Origin of the sequence: Thalassospira xiamenensis M-5 = DSM 17429 (assembly GCF_000300235.2) — a bacterium.
GTDB classification, from domain to species: Bacteria; Pseudomonadota; Alphaproteobacteria; order Rhodospirillales; family Thalassospiraceae; genus Thalassospira; species Thalassospira xiamenensis.
This window is the reverse complement of sequence record NZ_CP004388.1, coordinates 1,889,709-1,912,385: the sequence shown is the minus strand read 5'-3', so window position 1 is coordinate 1,912,385 and position 22,677 is coordinate 1,889,709. Positions and strand designations below refer to the sequence as shown.

Annotated in this window: 21 protein-coding genes; 8 read left to right on the top strand and 13 right to left on the bottom strand. The window is 53.8% G+C overall.

The annotated features are described in order from the left end of the window. Nucleotides 1-20 precede the first annotated feature (20 nt). Nucleotides 21-188, top strand: a complete 168-nt coding sequence (gene rpmG / locus TH3_RS08985) for a 50S ribosomal protein L33 (protein ID WP_007089918.1) — start codon at nt 21-23, stop codon at nt 186-188. A 106-nt stretch (nt 189-294) separates the two neighbouring features. On the opposite strand, the gene TH3_RS08980 is transcribed toward rpmG, so the two are convergent. Next, nucleotides 295-672: a DUF423 domain-containing protein gene (locus TH3_RS08980; RefSeq protein ID WP_007089919.1), complete on the bottom strand. Its 378-nt coding sequence runs from the start codon at nt 670-672 to the stop codon at nt 295-297. Between the two features lie 273 nt (nt 673-945). Continuing rightward, complete coding sequence (locus tag TH3_RS08975) at nt 946-1,626, bottom strand: Crp/Fnr family transcriptional regulator (RefSeq protein WP_007089920.1); 681 nt, start codon at nt 1,624-1,626, stop codon at nt 946-948. Between the two features lie 252 nt (nt 1,627-1,878). Between TH3_RS08975 and TH3_RS08970 the strand changes: the two genes are divergently transcribed. Together TH3_RS08970 and ggt are read left to right on the top strand one after the other, a co-directional pair. Next, on the top strand, nt 1,879-2,745 hold the full coding sequence (locus TH3_RS08970; protein WP_007089921.1) for an alpha/beta hydrolase: 867 nt from the start codon (nt 1,879-1,881) through the stop codon (nt 2,743-2,745). Between the two features lie 120 nt (nt 2,746-2,865). Then, nucleotides 2,866-4,641 carry a gamma-glutamyltransferase gene (ggt, locus tag TH3_RS08965; RefSeq protein ID WP_082242532.1) on the top strand — a complete coding sequence of 592 codons (1,776 nt, stop codon included), beginning with the start codon at nt 2,866-2,868 and terminating at the stop codon, nt 4,639-4,641. A gap of 57 nt (nt 4,642-4,698) precedes the next feature. Here ggt and TH3_RS08960 read toward each other — a convergent pair whose 3' ends face one another. Further along, a complete protein-coding gene (locus TH3_RS08960) occupies nt 4,699-5,394 on the bottom strand; it encodes an HAD family hydrolase (RefSeq protein ID WP_233421860.1) in 696 nt (231 codons plus the stop codon). Further along, complete coding sequence (locus TH3_RS08955) at nt 5,391-5,744, bottom strand: ArsC/Spx/MgsR family protein (RefSeq protein WP_007089924.1); 354 nt, start codon at nt 5,742-5,744, stop codon at nt 5,391-5,393. The genes TH3_RS08960 and TH3_RS08955 overlap by 4 nt, the downstream gene beginning before the upstream one ends. 144 nt (nt 5,745-5,888) lie before the next feature. Between TH3_RS08955 and dusA the strand changes: the two genes are divergently transcribed. From dusA to TH3_RS08930, 5 genes are all read left to right on the top strand, one after another. Next, nucleotides 5,889-6,884, top strand: coding sequence for a tRNA dihydrouridine(20/20a) synthase DusA (gene dusA, locus TH3_RS08950; RefSeq protein WP_007089925.1), 996 nt, complete (start codon nt 5,889-5,891; stop codon nt 6,882-6,884). Beyond that, entirely contained in the window at nt 6,881-8,914 is a 2,034-nt protein-coding gene (gene mnmC / locus TH3_RS08945) for a bifunctional tRNA (5-methylaminomethyl-2-thiouridine)(34)-methyltransferase MnmC2/FAD-dependent 5-carboxymethylaminomethyl-2-thiouridine(34) oxidoreductase MnmC1 (RefSeq protein ID WP_007089926.1), read from the top strand. The genes dusA and mnmC overlap by 4 nt, the downstream gene beginning before the upstream one ends. Continuing rightward, nucleotides 8,911-10,107: a 3-phenylpropionate MFS transporter gene (locus TH3_RS08940; protein WP_007089927.1), complete on the top strand. Its 1,197-nt coding sequence runs from the start codon at nt 8,911-8,913 to the stop codon at nt 10,105-10,107. The genes mnmC and TH3_RS08940 overlap by 4 nt, the downstream gene beginning before the upstream one ends. A 25-nt stretch (nt 10,108-10,132) precedes the next feature. Further along, complete coding sequence (locus TH3_RS08935) at nt 10,133-10,990, top strand: class I SAM-dependent methyltransferase (RefSeq protein WP_007089928.1); 858 nt, start codon at nt 10,133-10,135, stop codon at nt 10,988-10,990. A gap of 118 nt (nt 10,991-11,108) precedes the next feature. Continuing rightward, the gene (locus TH3_RS08930) at nt 11,109-12,290 is read left to right on the top strand and encodes an MFS transporter (RefSeq protein ID WP_007089929.1); all 1,182 of its coding nucleotides are present in this window, start codon (nt 11,109-11,111) and stop codon (nt 12,288-12,290) included. A 37-nt stretch (nt 12,291-12,327) separates the two neighbouring features. Here TH3_RS08930 and TH3_RS08925 read toward each other — a convergent pair whose 3' ends face one another. The 9 genes from TH3_RS08925 to TH3_RS08885 all read right to left on the bottom strand — a co-directional run bounded on the left by TH3_RS08925 (nt 12,328) and on the right by TH3_RS08885 (nt 22,676). Next, nucleotides 12,328-13,497, bottom strand: coding sequence for an ABC transporter permease (locus TH3_RS08925; protein ID WP_007089930.1), 1,170 nt, complete (start codon nt 13,495-13,497; stop codon nt 12,328-12,330). Then, a complete protein-coding gene (locus TH3_RS08920) occupies nt 13,494-14,492 on the bottom strand; it encodes an ABC transporter permease (protein ID WP_007089931.1) in 999 nt (332 codons plus the stop codon). Before TH3_RS08920 ends, TH3_RS08925 begins: the two co-directional genes overlap by 4 nt. Before the next feature lie 78 nt (nt 14,493-14,570). Beyond that, nucleotides 14,571-16,520 (bottom strand): ABC transporter substrate-binding protein, encoded by a 1,950-nt coding sequence (locus TH3_RS08915; protein WP_007089932.1) that lies wholly within the window; start codon nt 16,518-16,520, stop codon nt 14,571-14,573. After that, a complete protein-coding gene (locus tag TH3_RS08910) occupies nt 16,517-18,445 on the bottom strand; it encodes an ABC transporter ATP-binding protein (protein ID WP_007089933.1) in 1,929 nt (642 codons plus the stop codon). Before TH3_RS08910 ends, TH3_RS08915 begins: the two co-directional genes overlap by 4 nt. Further along, nucleotides 18,442-19,056: a hypothetical protein gene (locus TH3_RS08905; RefSeq protein ID WP_007089934.1), complete on the bottom strand. Its 615-nt coding sequence runs from the start codon at nt 19,054-19,056 to the stop codon at nt 18,442-18,444. Before TH3_RS08905 ends, TH3_RS08910 begins: the two co-directional genes overlap by 4 nt. Beyond that, nucleotides 19,047-19,805 (bottom strand): polysaccharide deacetylase family protein, encoded by a 759-nt coding sequence (locus tag TH3_RS08900; protein WP_007089935.1) that lies wholly within the window; start codon nt 19,803-19,805, stop codon nt 19,047-19,049. The genes TH3_RS08905 and TH3_RS08900 overlap by 10 nt, the downstream gene beginning before the upstream one ends. Beyond that, complete coding sequence (locus TH3_RS08895; RefSeq protein ID WP_007089936.1) at nt 19,802-20,929, bottom strand: glycosyltransferase family protein; 1,128 nt, start codon at nt 20,927-20,929, stop codon at nt 19,802-19,804. Before TH3_RS08895 ends, TH3_RS08900 begins: the two co-directional genes overlap by 4 nt. Continuing rightward, complete coding sequence (locus TH3_RS08890; RefSeq protein ID WP_007089937.1) at nt 20,926-21,531, bottom strand: histidine phosphatase family protein; 606 nt, start codon at nt 21,529-21,531, stop codon at nt 20,926-20,928. Before TH3_RS08890 ends, TH3_RS08895 begins: the two co-directional genes overlap by 4 nt. Then, the gene (locus TH3_RS08885) at nt 21,528-22,676 is read right to left on the bottom strand and encodes a glycosyltransferase family 4 protein (RefSeq protein ID WP_007089938.1); all 1,149 of its coding nucleotides are present in this window, start codon (nt 22,674-22,676) and stop codon (nt 21,528-21,530) included. The genes TH3_RS08890 and TH3_RS08885 overlap by 4 nt, the downstream gene beginning before the upstream one ends. Nucleotide 22,677 lies beyond the last annotated feature (1 nt).

Sequence of the window (22,677 nt, the reverse complement as noted above, 5' to 3'; positions counted from 1 at the left end):
TGAACACAGGAAGCTGAGATATGGCGAAGCCCGCTTCGATCCTCGTAAAGTTGGTAAGCACCGCTGACACCGGTTACTTCTACGTCGTTAAGAAGAACCCGCGGAATACCACCGAGAAATTCTCGTTTCGCAAGTACGACCCGGTCGTGCGCAAGCACGTCGAGTTCAAAGAAGCGAAAATGAAGTAATCTTTCAGCCTCGGCTGATTAGGTTACCGGAATTTAAAAAAGACGTGACCTTCGGGTCGCGTCTTTTTTATTGTCTGGTGGACCTGGTGAAACGCCCCAACTCCCGTCAGGCTGAAAATCTTTTCCAGCCTGCCCCCGCCAACATAAGCCAGCCGGTAATGAAAGCCAGCCCGCCAATTGGGGCCACCATGCCAAAGGCGCTTATCCCGGCAAAGGCAATGACATAAAGCGCTCCGCAGAAGAATAAAATACCTGCCAGCATTGCATATGCCGCCCAGCGCAAAAGCCGTTCATCGGGCACCTGATGGGCAAGGGCTGCGATGGCAGCAACACCCGCAGCATGAACCAGCTGATAATGTGCGGCAGTTTCGACAAGATCACGGGCGTGGCTCATTTCTTCGCCTGCCATGCTGTGGGTTGCAAACGCACCAAGTGCGACGGCAATTGCCCCATTAAGCCCCGCAAAAACAACAGATAACCGCATGAAGATGTTTCCTGATTTTATAAAACCTTAAACTGGCGATACTTTATAGACCAGTAGCTGGGCGCGCCATGATCAAACGCAAAAAAAATGGCCGTACAAAAAAATGTACGGCCAGTAAACTCTCTTGGGGGAGATGTTCCGGACCATTTAAATGCCCGTCACCCTGTTTTTCTATCCTGTACGGTCAAAGGTTTCTGTGACACCCGTCACAATTGACGAAACAATTTCGACTTTCTGTCGACATTTCATCATTTCGCAACCGACCTGATTAAATCAATGGATCGACTCACTCAGGAATTCTTCCAGACGTCGTACATCGGGAACGTAAAGACCAGTATCGTTTTTGGTCACCAGTCCCTTGCGCGCCAGACTGCCCATAACGCGCGCAACAGTTTCGCGCGATGTGCTGACACGCCCGGCAATGTCGGAATGAACCGGCACCGGGTTTAACGTTGCCGATCCGTCCCCTGCAATCGCGATCTGTGCGCAGCGCAGAATTTCCGCCACGACACGTTCGTTCGCGCCAAGAGTACTGACATCAACAATCCGCCGGGTCGACGTCCGCACGATACGCGCGAGTTCATGAATGACATTCCAGGCGACAGATGGGTGGTTCTTGACGACTTTTTCGAAATTGGCCGGACTGACAATGGCAACATCGGTATTGGTAACGGCCAGCACACAAGCCGAACGGGGTTCGCCATCGATGGCCGAAAGATGGCCGACACAGCCGCCGGCCCCGATTTCCTCCAGCGTGATTTCACGCCCCGATAGCGAATAATTCACGATCCTGACCTTACCCGACAGGATCAGATAGACATCCGAACTGTCCGATTCCGGTTCAATGATCTGCGCACCGGCCGAAAATGTTTTTCGGTTGATGTGCCGTTCGACATCCGCAAGTGCGGCTTGATCAAGCCCCGCAAGAATACCGACCACCGATAATTCTACCATCTACCCCAGCTTTTCCATGCTCTCGTTTTCATCGTTTTACCGGTTCATCGCGAATGTGACCGATACCGACTATCCCCTTAGGATCATATGCAAAGCAGTCGGCACTGACAATCACCGGCAATCAATTTCGGGGCTATTTTCAATACAATTGTATGACCATACTCTATCCAAACGAATGCTGCGGATGCGAATCGTCGATTTTCATGTTAGATTATATGGATCCCTACACAATTCGCATGCAGGAGGCCTGCCATGAGTCCCGAATTGGAAATTTTTCGCCGTAACCCAGGCAACAAGCCCAAATGTAAAAACCCAATTGTTTTCGTCCATGGTGCGTTTACCGGTGCCTGGTGCTGGAACGAGCATTTCCTGACCTGGTTTGCCGATCAGGGGTTTGAAACCATCTCATTTTCACTGCGCGGCCATGGTGGCAGCGGTGGACGCGACCTTCGCAGTCTGGCGTCGATTGATGATTATGTCGAAGACCTTGAAACCGTTGTCGATACGCTGGGACAGAAGCCGATCCTGATCGGGCATTCGATGGGTGGTTACATCATCCAGAAATATCTTGAAAAACATAAGGCCGCCGCTGCGGTACTGATGGCATCCGTCCCGCCGGAGGGCCTTCTTGCCAGCAACACCATGATGGCGATGGCAAAGCCCGATCTTTATCTTCAGATGTTCTGGCTTCAGGCCATAGGACCGCATACCCTGCTGCGAGACAGGCTTGGGCGTGCCATGCTGTCGCCCGACATCGCCGAGGACGAAGGCATGATTTATTTCGGTCGCCTTGAAACGGAAAGCCACCGCGCCCTGATGGATATGATGGGCGCCAATCCTGTGTTTCTATCGCAAACAGATCTGCCGCCGATATTGGCCATCGGGGCACGTAATGATGAGATCATTCAAAGCGAGCTGGTCAATCATACCGCGAAGCGTTTGGGCGCGGATTGCATTCTGCTTGATGATATCGCACACGCGATGATGCTTGACGCAAAATGGGAAAAAGCATCATCCCAAATTGCCAAATGGCTTGAAAAAAAACGTGGTCGAAAAACAGGACAGTACCTCAAAGAAGACCGCAGCCTGATTGATTACAAAAAACGAATTCAGTTTTAAAGGCAGGATGTTAGCGCATTCTGCCTTTTGTTTTTCTGAACGTCCCCAACTGTTTTCTTTTCAATCACCACCATTTCTGGAAGCATGGGCCATCAGAACCACAACAAAAAGGTTGGTGACATGCCCCACATGATCAAAGGTTTCCGTCTGCGGTCCTTTCTGCTGAGCAGTGCAACGGCGATATTACTGACACTGCCCGTCCATGCACAACAGGCCACGGATACGATTGCGCCCGAAAGTGCGACATCGCCGGTTTCACATCGCGACGCTGTTCGCGCCCCGAACTGGATGGTTACGGCGGCCAACCCGCTGGCGGTTGAAGCCGGTGCAAATGTGCTTCGTCGCGGCGGCAATGCCATTGATGCCATGGTCGCCGTTCAGACGATGCTTGGACTAGTTGAGCCACAGTCGTCGGGACTGGGCGGCGGTGCCTTTCTGGTTTATTTTGATGCGCGCAGCGGTAAGCTGACAACCATGGATGGCCGCGAAACGGCGCCGATGGCCGCCACACCGACCCTGTTTCAGACCGAAACAGGCGAACCAATGGAATTTTATGATGCGGTTGTCGGCGGTCGGTCCGTCGGGACACCGGGAACACCAGCATTACTGAAAGTAGCCCACGAAAAATGGGGTCAACTGGAATGGCCCACATTGCTGGCCCCTGCCATAGAGCGCGCCGAAATCGGTTTTAATGTCTCCCCTCGCCTTGCCGGACTGATCGCCGAGGATGCCGAAAAGCTCTCGCGCGATGACACCGCAAAGGGCTATTTCTTTGACAGCAATGGCGCGCCGCTTGAAGAAGGTGCGCTTCTGAAAAACCCGGAATATGCCAATACCCTTAATGTGTTGGCACAAAACAGTACTGACGGGTTCTATTTTGGGCCGATTGCCAATGACATCGTTAACAAGATTCAGGGGGCAAGCTGGAACCCCGGTGTTCTGTCCCTGAAAGACCTTGCCAATTATACTGTCAAGGAACGTGATCCGGTTTGCGCCGATTATCGCGGATATGAAATATGTGGAATGGGCCCGCCATCATCCGGTGCCCTGACGGTCGGACAGATACTTGGGCTAATCGAACCGTTTGATATTGGTGATTTTGGCCCCAAATCACCGGAAAGCTGGCGATTGATTGGTGATGCATCACGTTTGGCCTTTGCTGATCGCGGGCGATATATGGCTGATATCGATTTTGTGCCGATGCCTTTAACCGGATTACTGGACAAGGACTATCTGGCGCAAAGATCGAAGCTTCTGGAAAGCGACCACGCGCTGGAAAGTGTGGAACCGGGCATGCCCGCGTTCAGCCACGCCATGCGGCTTGCCGATGATGAAGCAATTGAATTCCCCAGCACCAGCCATTTTTCAATTGTCGATGCCATGGGTAACGTTGTGTCGATGACCACCACCATTGAAAACGGCTTTGGGTCGCGCCTGATGGTGCGCGGCTTTATGTTGAACAATGAACTGACCGATTTTTCGTTCAAGACACACAGCAACGGTGTGCCGATTGCCAATCGGCTGGAACCGGGCAAACGCCCGCGTTCTTCCATGGCGCCGACAATCGTCATGCAGGAAGGCAAACCGGTTATCGCCGCCGGGTCACCGGGCGGATCGCGGATTATCGGGTATGTCGCACAGGCGCTAGTCGGGATGATTGACTGGGGCTTGGACCCGCAGCAGGCCATCAACATGCCCCATCTGATCAACCGGTTCGGAACCTTTGATATCGAGGCCGGAACAGAGGCCGAGGCTCTTGAGCCATACCTTCAGCAACGCGGTTTCAAAACCCAGATCCGCGATCTTAATTCCGGTTTGCACATCATCCGGATTACCGATCAGGGTCTGATTGGCGGGGCAGATCCACGACGCGAAGGCATTGTTATCGGCGGGTAAATATAGATTTCGATGATTTGAGGACGGGCGGCATCGATTGCGATGCCGCCTTTTTTGTCAAGCAAGCCAATCAGCCAGAAAGTCACGTAATGCCAGATGATTTTCTGCGACATAATGCGCCCCTGCCCCGCTCAGAGCATCCGCCGATGTCAGATCGACCAGACCGATTGTCGTGGCCCCCGATGCAACACCGGCGCGCACGCCGCTGATGCTGTCGTCAATAACCACGCATTCGGTGATGTCGATACCGATTTTTTCAGCAGCCAGCAAATAAACATCGGGGGCCGGTTTTGCATGTTGCACATCGTGGGCGGAGCATATCCGACCACGAAAACGATCCAGCAACCCGACCTTGCCAAGCGATACATCCATTTTGTCATGCGGGCCGTTGCTACCGATTGCCATCGGGATCCCCTTCGCATCCAGAAGGTCGAGAACAGGATCAAGGTCTGGATATGGCTTCAAATCTTTTTCAAATGATTTGAAGGTTCTGGCATAACATTCCTTAATCCAGTCGTCAGGCAAGGTCACACCAAAAGATTCGGCCATTTTGGGTGCAACAGCCGCCAGCGTGCCACCTATAAAGAATTGGTGGCTTTGCGCCGGGGTCATGTCACAGCCATATTCGCACAGCAGATCGGTCAGAACCCTGTTTGCCAGGTTTTCGGTATCAACCAGAACACCATCACAATCAAAGATCACGCCACGCACGACAGGTTTAGTCACAATCGCGTCCATCATCCTGTCACTCATGCCCCAGCCAGTTCGGACCAGCGTCCTTCATCATAGGCTACCGTGCGGGTTGTGCCGAAATCGACAACCGGCCGTTTGATCACGGTCGGATTGGCCGCAAGGATGACGGCGGCCGCCGCATCGTCATTTTCAAGCACGGCCTTGTCGCCATCGGAAAGATTACGATAGCTTGGCCCGCGTTTATTGATCAGGGTTTTGCCGCCGACTTCGGCAAGCCACCCTTCAATGGTTTTGGCATCAATTCCGTCAATGCGGAAATCATGAAACTTGTGATCAATCCCCTTGGCGTCGAACCATTTAAGGGATTTTTTGACTGTATCGCAGTTTTTGATGCCATAGACCGTAATCATGAATGCTTCCTGTATGTCGCGCAATGTGCGATGCAGCCATGCATCGCCGAATGGGTTTTGACCCTAAATCCCGGAACATATATAAAGACCGCGCCCGGAAATCGGCAACCCCATTCACGTGCTCAGGTTCAGGAACAACTCGGTATGACTGTCAATCGGCGTATTTCCGTCGCCCCGATGATGGATTGGACAGATCGGCATGATCGCTATTTCTTGCGGCAGATCAGTCGGCATGCGCTGCTTTATACCGAAATGGTTACCACGGGTGCGATCATCCATGGTGGGGCGGACCGGCATTTGCGCTATAACACGGCAGAGCATCCCGTTGCCCTGCAACTGGGCGGCAGCAACCCCGATGATCTGGCGCGTGCCTGCGAGATTGCCAATGATTATGCCTATGACGAGATAAACCTGAATTGCGGCTGCCCGTCGGATCGCGTGCAGAATGGTGCGTTTGGTGCCTGTCTGATGGCGACCCCCGATGTCGTGGCAAATTGCGTCAAGGCGATGATCGCGACCAGTAACGCGTCGGTGACGGTTAAAAACCGTATCGGTATCGACGATCAGGAAGATTACCCATCGCTTAAACGGTTTGTGGAAACCGTGGCGGATGCCGGGTGCAGAACTTTCATCGTGCATGCCCGCAAGGCATGGCTGAACGGGCTTAGTCCCAAGGAAAACCGCGAAGTCCCGCCGCTTAAATATGAACTGGTTTACCAGTTGAAACAGGAATTGCCGGAACTTGAAATCCTGATCAATGGCGGCATCAAGACACTGGATGAAACCGAAGAACATCTGAAACAGGTGGACGGCGTGATGATCGGGCGGGAAGCCTATCAGAACCCCTATGTGCTTTCGGATGTGGATCGGCGTTTTTATGGCGATGATACAAAGCCCTTAAGCCGTCATCAGGTGGCAGAGGCGATGTTGCCCTATATCGACGAACATCTGAAATCGAACAACGGGACGCTTGGCCACGTGACGCGGCATATGCTTGGCCTGTTTCAGCAGATGCGCGGAGCCAAACAATGGCGCCGGTATTTAAGCGAAAATGCCCATCGCAAGGGCGCGGGTGTTGATACGGTGCGAGAGGCACTGGCACTGGTTTCCAAAGAAGATGCCGAGGTATTGTCTGCATGAGCGCAGATGAACAATCGCCCGAAGCCGCGAGACAAACCGGCGGCATTACATGGCGGGAAGGCAACGTCCCCTTTTCCCCGCAATTTGGTGATATCTATTACAATCCAAAAAACGGATTGGCCGAAACGCAATATGTGTTTGTTGCGGGCAATAACCTGCCCGAGGCATGGCAAAACCGCGAGAATTTCACGATTGGTGAAACCGGCTTTGGCACAGGATTAAATTTCCTTGCCGCGTGGGATTGCTGGCAAAAGGACCCGGCGCGGTCCAAACGGCTTCATTTCGTATCGGTCGAGAAATTCCCGCTGACGCGTGATGCGATGGCGCGCGCGCATCAGAACTGGCTGGAATTGGCCGAAATTTCAGACCAACTGGTCACACAATGGCCAACCGGAACGATGTTGCCCGGTGTGCACCGGTTTGATCTGGGCGATGGTTCGGTCACGCTGACACTCCTGATCGGGGATGCGATTGACTGTTATCGCGATTATCACGGAATGGTCGATTGCTGGTTCCTTGACGGTTTTGCCCCGTCGCGCAATCCCGATATGTGGCGACCGGAATTGTTCACCGCCCTTGCCGCGGCATCAAGCCGTGATGGTGCCACCCTTGCGACATTCAGTGCAGCACGCATCGTGCGTGATGGGCTGGAACAGGCCGGGTTTGAAGTCGCCAAGCGCAAGGGATATGCCTATAAGCGCGATATGATCACGGCCCGCCTTGCCCCGAAAGGGACCGATGAAAACGCAGATCGCGGCAAAGGAATGGACGAAAACCCTTGGTTTGTATTGCCAAAGGTGACGGATAACAAACGTGTCGCGATCATTGGCGGCGGCATGGCCGGGGCCGCCTGTGCACGGGCGCTTCAAAATCGCAGATGTACGGTTACACTTTTTGAAAAATCCGAACGCCTGGCAAATGCGGCATCAGGCAATCCCATCGGGATGCTTGAACCCTATTTCACAGCTGATAACGCCATAACAGGACGATTTTACGAAGCGGGCTTTCGATACAGCCAAAGACTGGTGCGGAGCCTGTCCAAAGCAGGGAAGATCGAAGCCGATTTTTGCGGCGTATTGGATCTGATTTCCAGCCAGCGCGACGAAGAGCGTCAGGCAGGCATGATGCAGCGCCTGCCGGACAGCCCCGATCTGGTTCATGTTCTGGACCGTGAAGCTGCGAGTAGCGCCTTTGGGTTGCCGCTGCCCCATGGCGGCTTGTTTTATCCTGGTGCTGGCTGGGTCAATCCACCATCGCTGGTGACCTGTCTTGCCAGCGGGATCGAGTGCCACATCAACACACCGATTGCTGCAATTTCCGAAGATGGTACGGACAAGGTCCTGCATTCGGTTGGGGGGCAGGAATTTGGCCCCTTTGACGCTGTGATCATTGCCGGTGCGACCGAAACAACGGGGCTTGATCAAACCGCATGGCTTTCAGACTATCTGCGCCCGGTACGCGGACAAATCAGTTACTTTGACGACAGCGCATTGCGCGAATGCTATGGCGACGACAAAATTCGCTGCGTGCTCAGTCATAAAGGCTACCTGACCCCGGCGCGTGCGGGTATCCATGTTTTTGGTGCGACATTTGATCGCAATGATGATCAGACAGACCTGCGCGAAACTGACCATGCCCATAACCGCCGACAGTTGAGCCGCGTCATGCCCGAGCTTGCCGATAGGCTGGAAGCGATAAAACTTGACGGTCGGGCGGCATTGCGGACCACAACCCCGGATCACCTGCCAATGATCGGTCCAGCACCGGATTACGATGCCTATCTTTCGGCCTATCACGATATAGACAAAGGGAAAAAGGCGGCGCGATATATCGATGCGCCTTACCACAAAGACGTGTATATCTGTACCGGATTTGGCGCGCGTGGGCTGATCGCAGCCCCTCTTGCCGCCGAAATAATTGCCAGCGAGATTTGCAATATGCCCCTGCCGCTCGAAAAGTCCCTGATGGATGCGATCCATCCCGCACGGTTCATCGTGCGTGGTCTTAAACGGCGGAAAATCACGGCATGATCAACAAGCACGTCCTTCCGTCATTTGACGACCCGCGTATGAAAACCGCAACCGTGCTTGCGCTGTTTTTCGTGGGGCTTTTCCTTATTCAGGGTGTGTTTCTGCCCTATTGGCCGGTCTGGTTGAAAAGTCAGGGATTATCGGCGGGCGAGATCGGTATTTTGCTGTCCCTGCCCAACTGGGTTCGGGTTTTTGCCGACCCATTGATTGCGCAGCGCGCAGATCGCACCGGCAATCGTAAGACACCGATGTTGTGGCTAGCGGGGATTTATGTCGTTACGGTTCTTGCCTTTCCGGTATCGAGCAATTTCTGGTGGCTGGCCGGATTATCCGTGATCATCGGCTTTAGCTTTGCACCGTTATTGCCACTGGGCACAACGATTACGGTTCATGAATGCAAGGCCAAGGAACTTGACTACGGCCGGGTTCGGCTTTGGGGATCGCTTGCCTTTATCGCGGCATCCTATGGCGCGGGATGGGTTCTTGATGGCACATCTACGGCCTGGATTGTCTGGATGCTGTTTATTGCCGGGATTGTAAATTTTGCCATCGTCACTCGCATGCCCGATCCACAAACCGACCGTCCGTTGCGGTCCGGTTCGTCGATCATTTATCTGCTGCGCAAACCCGTTTTCCTGATTTATCTCGGCTGCATCGGTTTTGCGCAAGGGTCGCACGGCACCTATTATAGCTTTGCGTCTGTCCATTGGGAAAATGTCGGCTATCCCCATGATGTGATCGGGGCGTTCTGGTCCATCGGGGTGATTGCCGAAATCGCCCTGTTTGCCTTTGCCGGGAAATATGTTCGCGGGCGGCATCCAGGCATCCTGTTTGCCATCGGCGCGGCGTCAGGCGTGCTGCGCTGGACTGTTCTGGGCATGACCGATAATTTCTGGCTGATTGTTCTGGTGCAACCCTTGCACGCCATGACATTTGGCATTACCCATCTGGCGGCTGTCAGCTTTATTGCACGCGCGGTACCGACCCAGCTGGCAACATCGGCTCAAAGCCTGATGGCGACATTATCCATGGGTGTTTTCCTTGGCAGTGCGATCTGGGCGTCCGGTCCGCTTTATGATCATTTCGGGTCGCATGCCTATTACGCCATGAGCGGACTTTCGATTGTTGCGTTCTTCTTTGCGCTTTGGCTAATCAAGCGTTGGCGCGGCGAAGACAACACGTTTTGTGAATGACCGGGACATGCCTGGGGGAAATCTGATGAGCAATCTTCCGCTTTCACGGAAATGGCGCCGTTTGAAACTGGGGCTTAGGACGCTTTTGACGGCGTCGCCAGCCGGTTATTTCATTCCGTATCGCTATGCCGCCGAAACGGCCAGTACCGTTGGCCGACCGCATTATCCGGCAATCGAGGCCATGATGGATCACGCGGCACCGACCATGAAGGCGTGGCTGACCAAGGCCAACAAATATCAGGACGCATTTGCCAGTTTCGGCAATGCCACCCCACCCGATCCACGTTGGCAACAAAGCTGGTTCCCGCGACTAGACGGGATGATGGCCTATGTCCTGACGCGTGAATTTCGCCCGGAACGGATTATTGAAATTGGATCGGGCCATTCAACACGGTTTTACTATCGCGCCATTCTTGATGGTGAACTCGACACCATCTTTCACGCAATTGATCCGGTACCACGCGCCGATATTGCCGCCTTGCCGATTACGGTCGAACGAACCATCGTGCAAAAGGCCGATCCGGCTGTGTTCAAGACATTGTCGGGTGCGGATATTCTTTCGATAGATTCAAGCCATATCCTGATGCCCGGCACGGATGTTGATCTGCTGTTTTCAACGGTCATACCGGCATTGCCCAGTGGGGCGATCATTCATATCCATGACATCACCCTGCCCGATGATTATCCGGAAATCTGGCAATGGCGCGGATACAATGAACAGCAGGGTGTTGCAGCGTTGCTGGCAGGTAACGGGTTTGAAATCCTGTGGTCGAGTGCCTATGCCAGTACACGCCTGAATAACATTATTGCAAACTCCATCGCCAATGGCATTCATCTGCCTGATGGGGCACATGAAACCAGCTTGTGGTTGCGTAAAAAGTAGTTCAAACAGGATCAGGATCCATTCAAACCGTATTGACGGAAATGACGGGGCAAAAGCCCCGCAAGCCTGCCGGGAAAACGTCTTTCCATCCGAACCACGGTTAATCAGGATTAAATCGATGTCGCGAACAGATGCTCCGGGTCTTGGCCGGGGACTGGCCTTTGTCATGGCGGTTGCTGCCGGTCTTGCAGTTGCCAATATTTATTATAATCAACCGATGCTTGGCATCATTATGGCCGAGTTCAATCAAAGCGGCACTGCGGCCCTGATCCCGACCGCAACGCAGTTGGGATATGCAGTTGGTCTGTTTTTACTCGTCCCGCTTGGCGATCTGTTTGACCGACGCAAACTGATTGTTATCCTGTTCCTGTTGCTGGCACTGGTTCTTGTAATCGAAGGATCGGCACCAACGGATTATATTCTGTTTATTTCTTCAATATTGCTTGGTGCCTGTTCGACGGTGGCCCAGCAAATCATTCCCTATGCAACAGCACTGACCCCTCCCGAAAACCGCGGAAAAACCATTGGCACGGTCATGGCGGGTTTGCTGTGCGGTATTCTTCTGAGCCGGACACTGGCGGGGTTTGTGTCGACCCATCTTGGCTGGCGCGAGATGTTCTGGCTTGCCGCCCCGGTGGCCGTTCTTGCCGCCATCGTGATGGCCATGATGTTGCCAAAGGACAAGGCGCGGACCTCCATCGGCTATGGAGAGGCGCTTTTATCCGTGCTGTTCCTGTGTAAACAGCTGCCTGCCCTTCGCCGGGCGACATTGACGCAAGCCGCCCTGTTCGGATCATTTTCGGCCTTCTGGACCATATTGGCCCTGCATCTTCAGGAACCCGATTATCAGCTGGGTGCCGACATCGCCGGGCTATTCGGGGTTTTGGGCGCGATTGGCGTTCTGGCAGCCCCCCTTTCGGGCCGGTTGGCAGACCGATATGGTCCTGCGCGCGTCATTGCCGCAGGTGTCATCATTTGCGTGATTTCGTGGCTGGCATTCGGGCTTTGGACAGCTCTTGCAGGGTTGATCGTCGGGGTGATCATTCTGGATTTCGGCGTGCAAAGTGCGATGATTTCCAATCAGCATGTGATCTTCGGCCTGCTGCCAGAGGCCCGCGGCCGGATCAACACCGTTTATATGACCGGTATGTTCCTTGGCGGTTCATTCGGCTCGGCCGGGGCGACCTATGCATGGGGACTGGGCAGTTGGCCTGCGGTTTGTGGTTTCGGACTCGCACTTTCGGTGATTGCGATGGTGCCCTCGATGGCGCAACTGCGATCAAAACCGATTGTGCATTAAAACAGAACAGCCCGCCAGTAGATGGCGGGCTGCACAGTTAATTCTTGTAGGGATCGGCCGCATCGCGCAGGCCATCGCCAAGGAAGTTGAACGCCAGAACAACGATCACCACCGGCACCACCGGCAACATCAGCCATGGATAGACAGCAACGGCGTTGATGTTCTGGGCCTCGTTTAACAGCACGCCCCAACTGGTGACAGGTGCCCTGAGGCCAAGACCAAGGAAACTGAGTGCGGTTTCGCCAAGGATCATGTTCGGGATCGAGAGGGTTACCGACGCGATCAGGTGACTGGCAAAGTTTGGCAGCAGATGACGGGCAATGATGCGTTTTGGCTTGGCCCCCATCAGACGGGCGGCAAGGGCATAGTCTTCTTCACGCAGTGCCAGAAGTTTCGAACGTACCGCGCGGGCAAGTCCCGTCCAGTCGATCAGGCCCAGAATGATCGTGATCCCGAAATAGATCAAAACCGGGCTCCAGGTCACCGGCAATGCTGCTGAAAGTGCCATCCATAACGGAATTTCCGGCATCGAGCGGATGACTTCGATCAGGCGCTGCGCGCTTGCATCGACCCAGCCGCCGTAATATCCCGCCGCCCCGCCGATCAGGATGCCCAGAATGAAGCTTACGGCAATACCGACCAAGCCGATGGTCAGCGACACACGCGCGCCGTAAATCATGCGCGACAACATATCGCGGCCCAGACGATCCGTCCCCAACAAGAACAGGGTTCCGTCCTCGGCCGGGCACATGACATGAAAATCGGCCTCGAACAGGCCCCAGAATTCATAGGGATCGCCGGAACAGAAGAAGCGGATTTTTTCAACACGGCTGTCGCTTGGCGTATAGATCGGTTTCAGCGTTTCCATGTCAATCGAGAAATCGGTGCCATACGTAAACGGCCCGACGAATTTCCCGTCATGGAACAGGTGGATCGCTTGCGGTTGATGATGGATGTATTCGGAATTCCGGGTTTCCTGTGCATAGGGTGCCAGGATTTCGACAATGAAAACGGATGCATACATGATCGCCAGAATGATCAGCGAAACATACGCCAGCCGATGGCGTTTAAGCCGCCACCAGATCAGCTTCCACTGCGATGCGAGATAGTATTTTTCCTGCGCGGGTGTCAGTTCCTCACGATCCCAGGGATCGAAGGGCGCGGTATCAACGAAATGTTCGTTACGTTTGTCGTCGCTGCGGCTCATTGCGATACCCCTCCTTGCAGACGAATTCGGGGATCAAGCCATGCAAGAAGCAGATCGGACACAAACATGCCGATCACCGTCAGCAATGCCAGAAACATCAGGAACGACCCGGCCAGATACATGTCCTGACTTTGCAGGGCGGCAAGCAACATCGGCCCGGTTGTTGGCAGCGACATCACAACAGATACCAGAACAGAACCCGATACGACCTGAGGCAGGATATTGCCAATATCGGCGATAAACGGATTCAATGCCATGCGCAGCGGGTATTTGAACAAAACGCGCGTTGGCGACAGGCCCTTGGCATGGGCCGTGACAACATATTGTTTGCCGAGTTCATCAAGAAGATTGGCACGCAGGCGCCGGATCATCGACGCGGTCCCGGATGTCCCGATCACCAGCACCGGCGCCCAAAGATGTTCGGCAACCGACATGATCTTGGCAAAAGACCAACCCTGATTGATGAATTCCGGGTCCATCAGACCACCGATGGAAGTCCCAAACACAACATTGGCGTAATAAAGCAGGATCAGCGCAAACAGGAAGTTCGGCATGGCAAGGCCGAGGAAACCGAGCAAGGTAAAGCCGTAGTCGCCCCAGCTATATTGGCGGGTTGCAGAATAAATCCCGATTGGGAAGCTGACGACATAGATGAACAGAACCGTGCTGAAATTCAGAACGACCGATAACCATAGACGATCCCCGACCACCTCGGTAACCGGCAGGTTATATTCGAACGAGAAACCAAGATCGCCGTGCAACAGACCCCACGCCCAATCGAAATATTGCTGCCAGAGCGGTTGATCAAGACCGTATTGCTGTTTGAGGAAAGCAATTTTGGCAGGATCGACCGCCTCGCCCTGCGCCTGCAATTCATTCAGATAGGTGGACAGGAAGTCGCCCGGCGGCAATTGAATGATAATAAACACCAGCACGCTGATGAAAAACAGCGTGGGCATCATGACAAAAAGCCGTCTTGCCAAGAAAGTCAGCATCGGCGGTTAAGCTCCCCCTGTCGCATCGGCTCCGGTTTCCCTGTCCGGAATGATGCGTTCGTTTTCAGATCATTGCGATCAACGGTCCCACCAGAATGTATCGGGACGGTAAATGCCAAAGAATGCACCTGGTTCCCAGCTATGTATGCCCTTTTCCGGCACGTTGCGCAGATCGTTGCGAACCACGACCGGCTGCGGCACATTACCGATCAGACCGATCGAGAACATGTTTTCCGCGTTGATATCGAGAATACGCTGCCATGCGTCCTTTCGGGCTGCGTCATTGCCATTGGCCCATTTACCATAAAGGTCCATGAGTTCCTTGGCGGCGGGCATATCCGGTGCTTCGCCCGCCTCGCCATTGGTCTGGAAATACTGTCCCCATTTCGGCCATTGCAGGCTGTCCTGCTGGATCGGAACGAATTCCGCCGGAACTGTACCCGGCGTTGCAAGGCCGCTATCGACACCATTAAAGATCGACATGATGGTTTCGCCGCTATAGGCCCGATTGCGCAGAACTTCGCGCTGCAATCCCTTGACGAACAGCTTTACACCGATCTGTTTCCAGCTATCCCCGATCAGTTCAAGCATGTCGTCATGTTCGGGGTTTTCGCCCATGGTTTCGACAATGATTTCAAGCGGTCGACCATCGGGCATCAAACGAATGCCATCGCCATTGCGCTTGGTCAGGCCCATTTCATCAAGCAGCGCATTGGCCTTCTTGACATCGAACTCAATATAGCTGTCGCGGTATTCCTGTTTGAAAAGCGGGCTTTTGGGCAGGACCGTATTGTTGGTCGGTGCCGCCAGACCAAAGAACATCACCCGGTTGATCTCTGTTCGGTTGATGGCAAGCGACAATGCCCGGCGGAATTTCACATCGCGCAATAATTTCCGCCAGACCGGATCAGAACAGGTCAGGTTCGGATAAAGTGCCGCATAGGCACCGTAACCGACATCCCAAAGGTTCACCTTGAAGTTTTGCTGCGGCTCGGACTGTTTAAGGAAGGTGTAATCCTGCAAGGACAGAATCCGGCTTTGCAGATCAACCTCGCCCGCGCCGACCTTGGCCGGAACCAGTTTGGCATTCGAGATATTGAAGATCATCCGATCAATATAAGGCAGCTGATTACCATCCGGATCAACGCGATGATAGTACGGGTTACGTTCAAAGATGAAGCGATCAGACGGTTCTTCGGTTCGGATCAGCCATGGTTCCAGAGATGGACGTTCGACATTTTCAAGCCGGTAAGGACGGTCCTTATCTGTATGAAGCACCGCCCAACTGCGTAAGCCCCGTTCTTTGACAATCGCATCCAGCTCGGCCGCATCGCGATATTTTGCGTGAAACTGTTTCAGATAATGTGCAGGCCGATAAATGAAGGGCGGCCGGGTTGCTGCCAGTTCCGTTACGAAAAACGGGTTGGGTTTGGACCAACTGTAACGAACGGTATATTCGTCGAGAATCTCGAATGTTGCCGGTTCATCGCCAACAAACAGGAAACGCGGCGGACCGACCGGAAACAGTTCATCGTTATTGACGACGTCTTCCCAGAAATAGCGGAAATCCTCGGCGGTAAAGGGTTCACCATCGGACCATTTATGGCCTTTGCGAAGATGCAGGGTGAATACATTACCGGTATCGTTGACATCAAGGCTTTCGAGAATATCGGGTTGCAGGTTCAGGTTTTCGTCATATCCGATCAGCCGGGCATAGCCATAAACCACCGCCATGCGAATATCGCGCGAACGGCCCATGATGGTCACCAGATCACCGCCATATTTGCCGATTTCCTTATTCTCGGCAGTGAAGTCGATGACCTTGGGATGTTCAGGCAGACGTGCCGCCATCGGGGGAAGTTCCCCCTTTGATACGGCATCCTCGAAATACGGAATTTCAGCCTTTGCCGGGTCGACCGCCGATATCATCCCCGCAAACATCGCCGCCGAGAACCCCACACATACGAACGCCATGCGCGATTTGTTAAACCAACCCGCAGAAAACGCAGGAACGATAGTCTGCTTCATATGGCCATCTCCTGATAATCGGCACGTGCGGCACGAACAAAGTGATCCTCGGCAAACTGCACCATCCGCGGATCAGATTGGGCATCAATGGTAAAGGGTGCAGGCCAGCGGCGCGGGTCGGAAGCCTTGCCGTCGACAATCTTGGTGAAATCCAGAAGATGATCCAGATCGGCAAAGGGTACGGCGTTAAGCAATGCCTGGGTATAGGGATGGACCGGATTTCTGAACAATTGTTCGCGTGGTGCGGATTCAACAATACGCCCCGCACACATCACAGCAATCCGGTCCGCAATATAGTCAACCACCGCCAGATTGTGCGAAATAAACAGGTATGTCAGTTTAAGTTCACGCTGCAAATCTTTGAGAAGGTTTAAAATTTGCGCCTGAACCGATACATCAAGTGCCGATGTCGGTTCATCAAAAATCAGAAGGTCGGGTTTAAGCGTCAGCGCGCGTGCAATGCCGATACGCTGGCGCTGGCCGCCCGAAAAGCTGTGCGGATACCGGTTCAGGAACCGGGGATCAAGCCCGACCAGTTCCATCAGTTCCAGCACCATTTTCTTACGGTAGGATGCATCACCGATACCATGAATAATCAACGGTTCGGTAATTATGTCCTGCACGGTCATCCGTGGATTAAGGGACCCGAACGGGTCCTGGAAAACGAACTGGATACGTTTGCGATACGGGTTGAGCTGATCTTCGTTCAAGCCGGTCAATTCGGTCATCTGACCACTTTCCCCCCGGAACAGGATCGATCCGCTATCGGGTGCCATCGCCCGCATGATCAGTTTGGAAAGCGTGGTTTTGCCACATCCACTTTCGCCAACCAGACCGACACATTCGCCGCGATTAACCGTCAGAGACACATCCGCCACAGCGGCAATTTCTTGTTCCTCGGTCTTTAGCCAGTTGCCTTTGCGCACCGCAAAACTTTTGTAAAGGTGGCGCACAGCCAGAACCGGCTCGCTTGCCATTGTCGGATGCAATGCCAGCGACGGTGGAACATCCCCGCCTTGCTCAGATGTGTCTTTGTCGCCGCAAAAAGTCAGCAGACTATCGACCTTCGGCTTGATTTCACGCAGGGGACGCAAACGTTCGTCAGGTCCCATATCGAAATGCGGAACCGCAGCCAGCAACGACTGTGTATAGAGGTGACCGGGATTGACGAACACATCATGGGTCAGACCGCTTTCGACAACACGGCCATCATAAACCACGACCATGCGGTCCGCCATGTTGGCCACCACCCCAAGATCATGGGTGATCAGCAGTACGGACATTTGCAATTCGGCCTGCATATCCTTGATCAAACGAAGTGTCTGGGCCTGTATCGTCACATCAAGTGCCGTTGTCGGTTCGTCCGCAACCAGCAGTGCCGGCCGGCAAACCATTGCCATGGCAATCATCGCACGTTGGCGCAAACCACCTGAAAGCTCGAACGGATATGTCTTTAAGGATCTTTTTGGATTGGGAAAACCGACAAGTCCCAGCATGTCACTGGCAAGCTCTTTGGCCTCGCTGGAGCCGACCTTGCGATGGAGGCGCACGGCCTCGCAAATCTGATCACCGATGGTATGAAGAGGTGATAGGGAGCTCATCGGCTCCTGAAAAATCATGGAAATACGGCCACCGCGAATGGAACGCATTTCAGCACCCGAGCGATCCAGCATCGCGATATCAACGCGGGTTCCCGGCTTTTTCGGATCGGCAAAAACAATTGATCCGTTGGTGATCTGTGCCGATTTGGGCAACAACCCCATGATCGCCTGTGAAATGGTGGTTTTGCCAGAACCGGATTCTCCGACAAGGGCGACGGTTTCCTGCGCACCAATGCGAAAACTGACATTTTCGACCGCCTTGACCCGCATATGCGGCAAAACGAATTCGACTTTCAAATCGCGGATACGCAGAATATCGGTCATCTTCCCTCGCCAATGCCGCCTGCCCGACTTGATGCGGCTGCCTGGACCATTGTTTCGGCCTCGTCCATACGCATCAGATTGGTTCTTGTTATATCGTCGACCAGTAACTGGTTATCTTTGGCCCAATCCCGCGCAATTTCAAGCAGATCATCAAAACCGTCCAATGTTGATTCTGTGACGATTTTCGCATCCCCGGCCTGGAGGGTCAGTTCAAACCAGCCTTTCCTGCCATCGCGACGGGTAGAGAAATAACGCAAACGGAATTTGGAAAGTTCCGACCACGCAAATGCGGTTCCGCCGCGCAAGTTGCTGATCCGGATACCATATTCCGAAACATAAATCTTTGACTGAAACCGCATTAATGTGCGGGCAAAATAAAGAATGAACAAAAGCGCCAGCCCGGCTGCCGTCCACTGAATAATCGGCAGCATTTCGGGAATCAGGGCAATGACACCGCAAATCAGCAATCCGGCAACCGATTTCGCCATATCAGGTGCCATAAGCCGCGGCGGATATCCCATGATCTGAACATCACGATCACGCACACCGGCAGGCTTGACCGGATCGACTGTTTCGACACCGCCGGTTTCTTCGATAGGGCTTATTGCCATGGGAAAACTCCGGGAATTCGCAACCATTTGAGCGCTGCGTGCTCAAACGAAAACAGGTTTTCAAGAAATCGTGTTGTGGCGTCGTCATGAACCAGATGATGCGTCAGAAGCCCTGTGGGCTCGGCGGCGTCAACCAGCCCGGTTCGGCGGGCCGACAAATGCGCAATCATCGCCGTAATGCATTGGTCTTCGCCCGCAAACCCACGGGTACCGCGCCAGTCAATAACATCAACATGGGTATTGACCATCAGAAGGCCGGAAACGGGATATGCATCCGGTCTCGCATTAAACGTGCTGATGCCGCGCAGGCCAAGCGATGGCAAAGCCCGCATGACGTCATCGGCAATGCGGTTCCATGGCGGCACCATCACCGGCAGGAAACGATTGCCAAACTGGGATGACAGGATATCAAAGCCGCGGCGGATATCGGCAACGACCGTACCAATATCGCGAACATCGTCGAGTTCCTGCTTTTTTCGGCCAGCAGGCATATGATTGGTATGGGACCAGCCATGCTGGAAAACACGGGTATCAAGTGTTTCTGCCAGACGCAGCACCAGATCATGTTCAAGATCAGCCGGAATCACCGCAAGGGCCAAGGGAACGCGATAATCCTGTTCGAAGGCAAGCAACGTTTCAAGTGCCGATGTAACGGCAACTGCGTCATCGTCGCGCCACCACATCGTGGCAATCCATTCTTCGGACTGCCACAGATCCAGCTCTGCGCGAAGTTGATCCCAGCTACTCATGCCTTCCCTCTTATTCTTTCTGCGAGTTTAGCCGCAGTTATCCCTGCCCCGTCCAGAGATATATCTAATTTAACAGGATTTTTCGCCCGATCTATTTGATTTGCCAAGGATTGTGGACTTAAATCATCGGGATCAAGCAACGACAGTACTTTCTTTCCTGCTAAAATAGCAGCGCGCTCACTTTGTTCGCTTTCACCGCCATCGGCGAATGGAACCATTACCGACGCGGTCCCCGTCGCCAGAACATCCATCAAGGTATTATAACCTGCCTGCGAGACGGAAACACAGGCATGTGCCATCCGTGCGCGGAAATCAGGCAAAAAGCGATGCAACGTGACCCCGGTCGGCAGGTTTTGCGCAAGGCGATGGAATGTGTTGGTCGGGAAATGCGGCCCCGTGACAATATCCCATGGCTGATCGGCAAACCGGCTTGAAAGCGGACGCGCAGTAATTGCAGCTTCAATCAGCGCAGCCCCGACCGCACCACCGCCAGCAGAAACAAGAACACCTTGTCGTTCGCCGCCCACGAACTCAGCTTTGGGCGCAACATAACCAGTATATTCGATCATATCAGCAATATCGCTGGCAAACGGAAAGCTACGCCCGAAACCAAAAAGCATCGGATCACCGTGAACCAGCACGTGGTCAAAATGACTGCGCGCAATATCGCGCATCCAGACTTCTTTTGACGGGTCAGATTTGCGAACCAGAAGGTCACGAACGGAACAGATACGGGGAATCCCCGCCTGCCCAGCCCGTTCCAGCAGCGGCAGTAATTCGAACCGGAAGGCCCGGCGGCCAAACGGGAACATTTCGATCATCAAAAGCTTGGGTGCCGCGGATTTGAACGCATCAAGCAATGCCTGTTTTCGCGCCTGCCTCCATGCCTCATTGACCGGATTTCCCGCCGCGTCGACCAATCCGGAAAAACCGCTATCGGCGGTTCGGCAAGGCGGCAGCTGGATCACATTATCGCTTCCGAAATCGAGTGCGGCATCGGGGATGCCACCGGTGACAACGGTTGTCTTGATGCCGAGATTTTTCAGTTCCGCATTGATCAGGGCGATACGGCGCACATGTCCGATACCAAGCAAATGCTGAACATATATCAGGATGTCAGTCATGAGGTTGTTCCGCCCCGTTCAAGCAGACGGCAATTAAGATCAACGACGCCAAGCCCGTCATCGGAAGACCATGAAAAGACATGAATGCTTTTCCAATCAAGCCTGTCAGGGATTTTTCCCATCATGTCCCAGCCACTTGCCGCAGCATAGACCGCACGAATAACACCCTTGTGGGTTACGACGCCAAAATCACCGTCACGATGCCCGGCCAAGGCGGCTTCGACCCGGGAAAGAACTTCACGAGGACTTTCGCCGCCTTCCGGGCGGAAGTCCCAACCACGGTCTTCATTTTCCTGCATTCTGGGGCCGAGTTGGCGGCGCAAGTCGGAAAGTTTTTTACCTTCCCAATCCCCCCAGTTCATTTCAATCCAATGTTCGTCAGGTGAAACACCCTCAATCGAAAGGCTATCGGCTGTTTGAATGGTCCGGATCAGCGGACTGACACGCCAAGGAACTTTGCGCCATTTTTCCGGTAATTGCAGGCGGCCATACTCATCAATGGTTTCGGGAAGCAACGATATATCGCTTTGGCCCTGGATACGTTTTTCCGTGTTCCACGCAGTAATTCCATGTCGCAACAGGGCAAAACGAAAGTTTCTCATCCCTGTTTCCGTTTCATGTGACTTCCCATCACGCCACTCAGGACAGCATCAAGCTTTTGGGCGGCGGCGGTGACGGTGTGCATCTGTTCGGCTTTTTGCGCGGCCGACTGCCCGATATCGCGCAATATGCTGTACCGATCCGATGCCAAGCATTCGGCTAGTTTGTCGGCAAAGGCATCAACATCCCCAACCGGCACCAGCCATCCGGTTTTGCCATCCGCTACAATGCCCGACACACCGCCACAGTCGCCTGCCAGAACAGGTAATGCTGCCGCCTGTGCTTCAAGTATTGCCATACCATAGGCCTCGTTGATCGCCGGCCATACAAACATGTCAGATCGCGCCAAAAGAATGCGCGTATGATCGGCATCGCAAAGACCGGCGAAATCAAGTTGATCGTATTTGATTGCGTGGAGTTCAAAGGCTGTCTCGACATCCGCGCGTGCGGGACCATCGCCGATCACCGTCAGATGCCAGTTCGTCACATTCCGCGCATTGAGCCTGCCGAGTGCGTTTGCCAGCAATTCGTAAGATTTCAGCTTGTCGCCCGGTCGCATCATGGCGGTTGTTACCAACTGAACCGGTTTATCCGGATCAATTTGGCCGCGATCAGCAGCATGCCAGTTTTCGGTATGGGTAAAGGGTGGCAGATAATGCAGCCGATCCTGACCGCATATTGGCGCAAGACATTCCATATCCGCATGATTAAGTGAAAACACCGCACCGGCACATCGCAAGGCATGTTCAACGGCTATATGGCTTTGCGCCCAGGGACCGGTTGCGCGTTTGGGGGCAAAGGATGCCTCGGCCACGACATAGGGAATGCCAAGGACATTCGCGATCACCGGGCCAATCCAGTCCGGGGCCTTGTAATAGAGATGATAGGTAAACCAGATATCGGGGCGTTTGCGTTTGCCGTTCTGATACTGCCGCAACAGCCGCGCGGTCAGCTTTGACGCCAGTTCGGCAATTTGCGCCTGACGCAGGATATTGCCATCGCCAACCCTGCTGCGCAGACGAGATGCGATATCAACTTTATGTCCGGCTTGCGAAAGCGCGTCACACAGAAGGCGCGCCATCAGGCGATCCCCCGATGGTGTCGGATGATCAATCGGCTTTAACGGTGCATAAAAGGCGATCTGCACG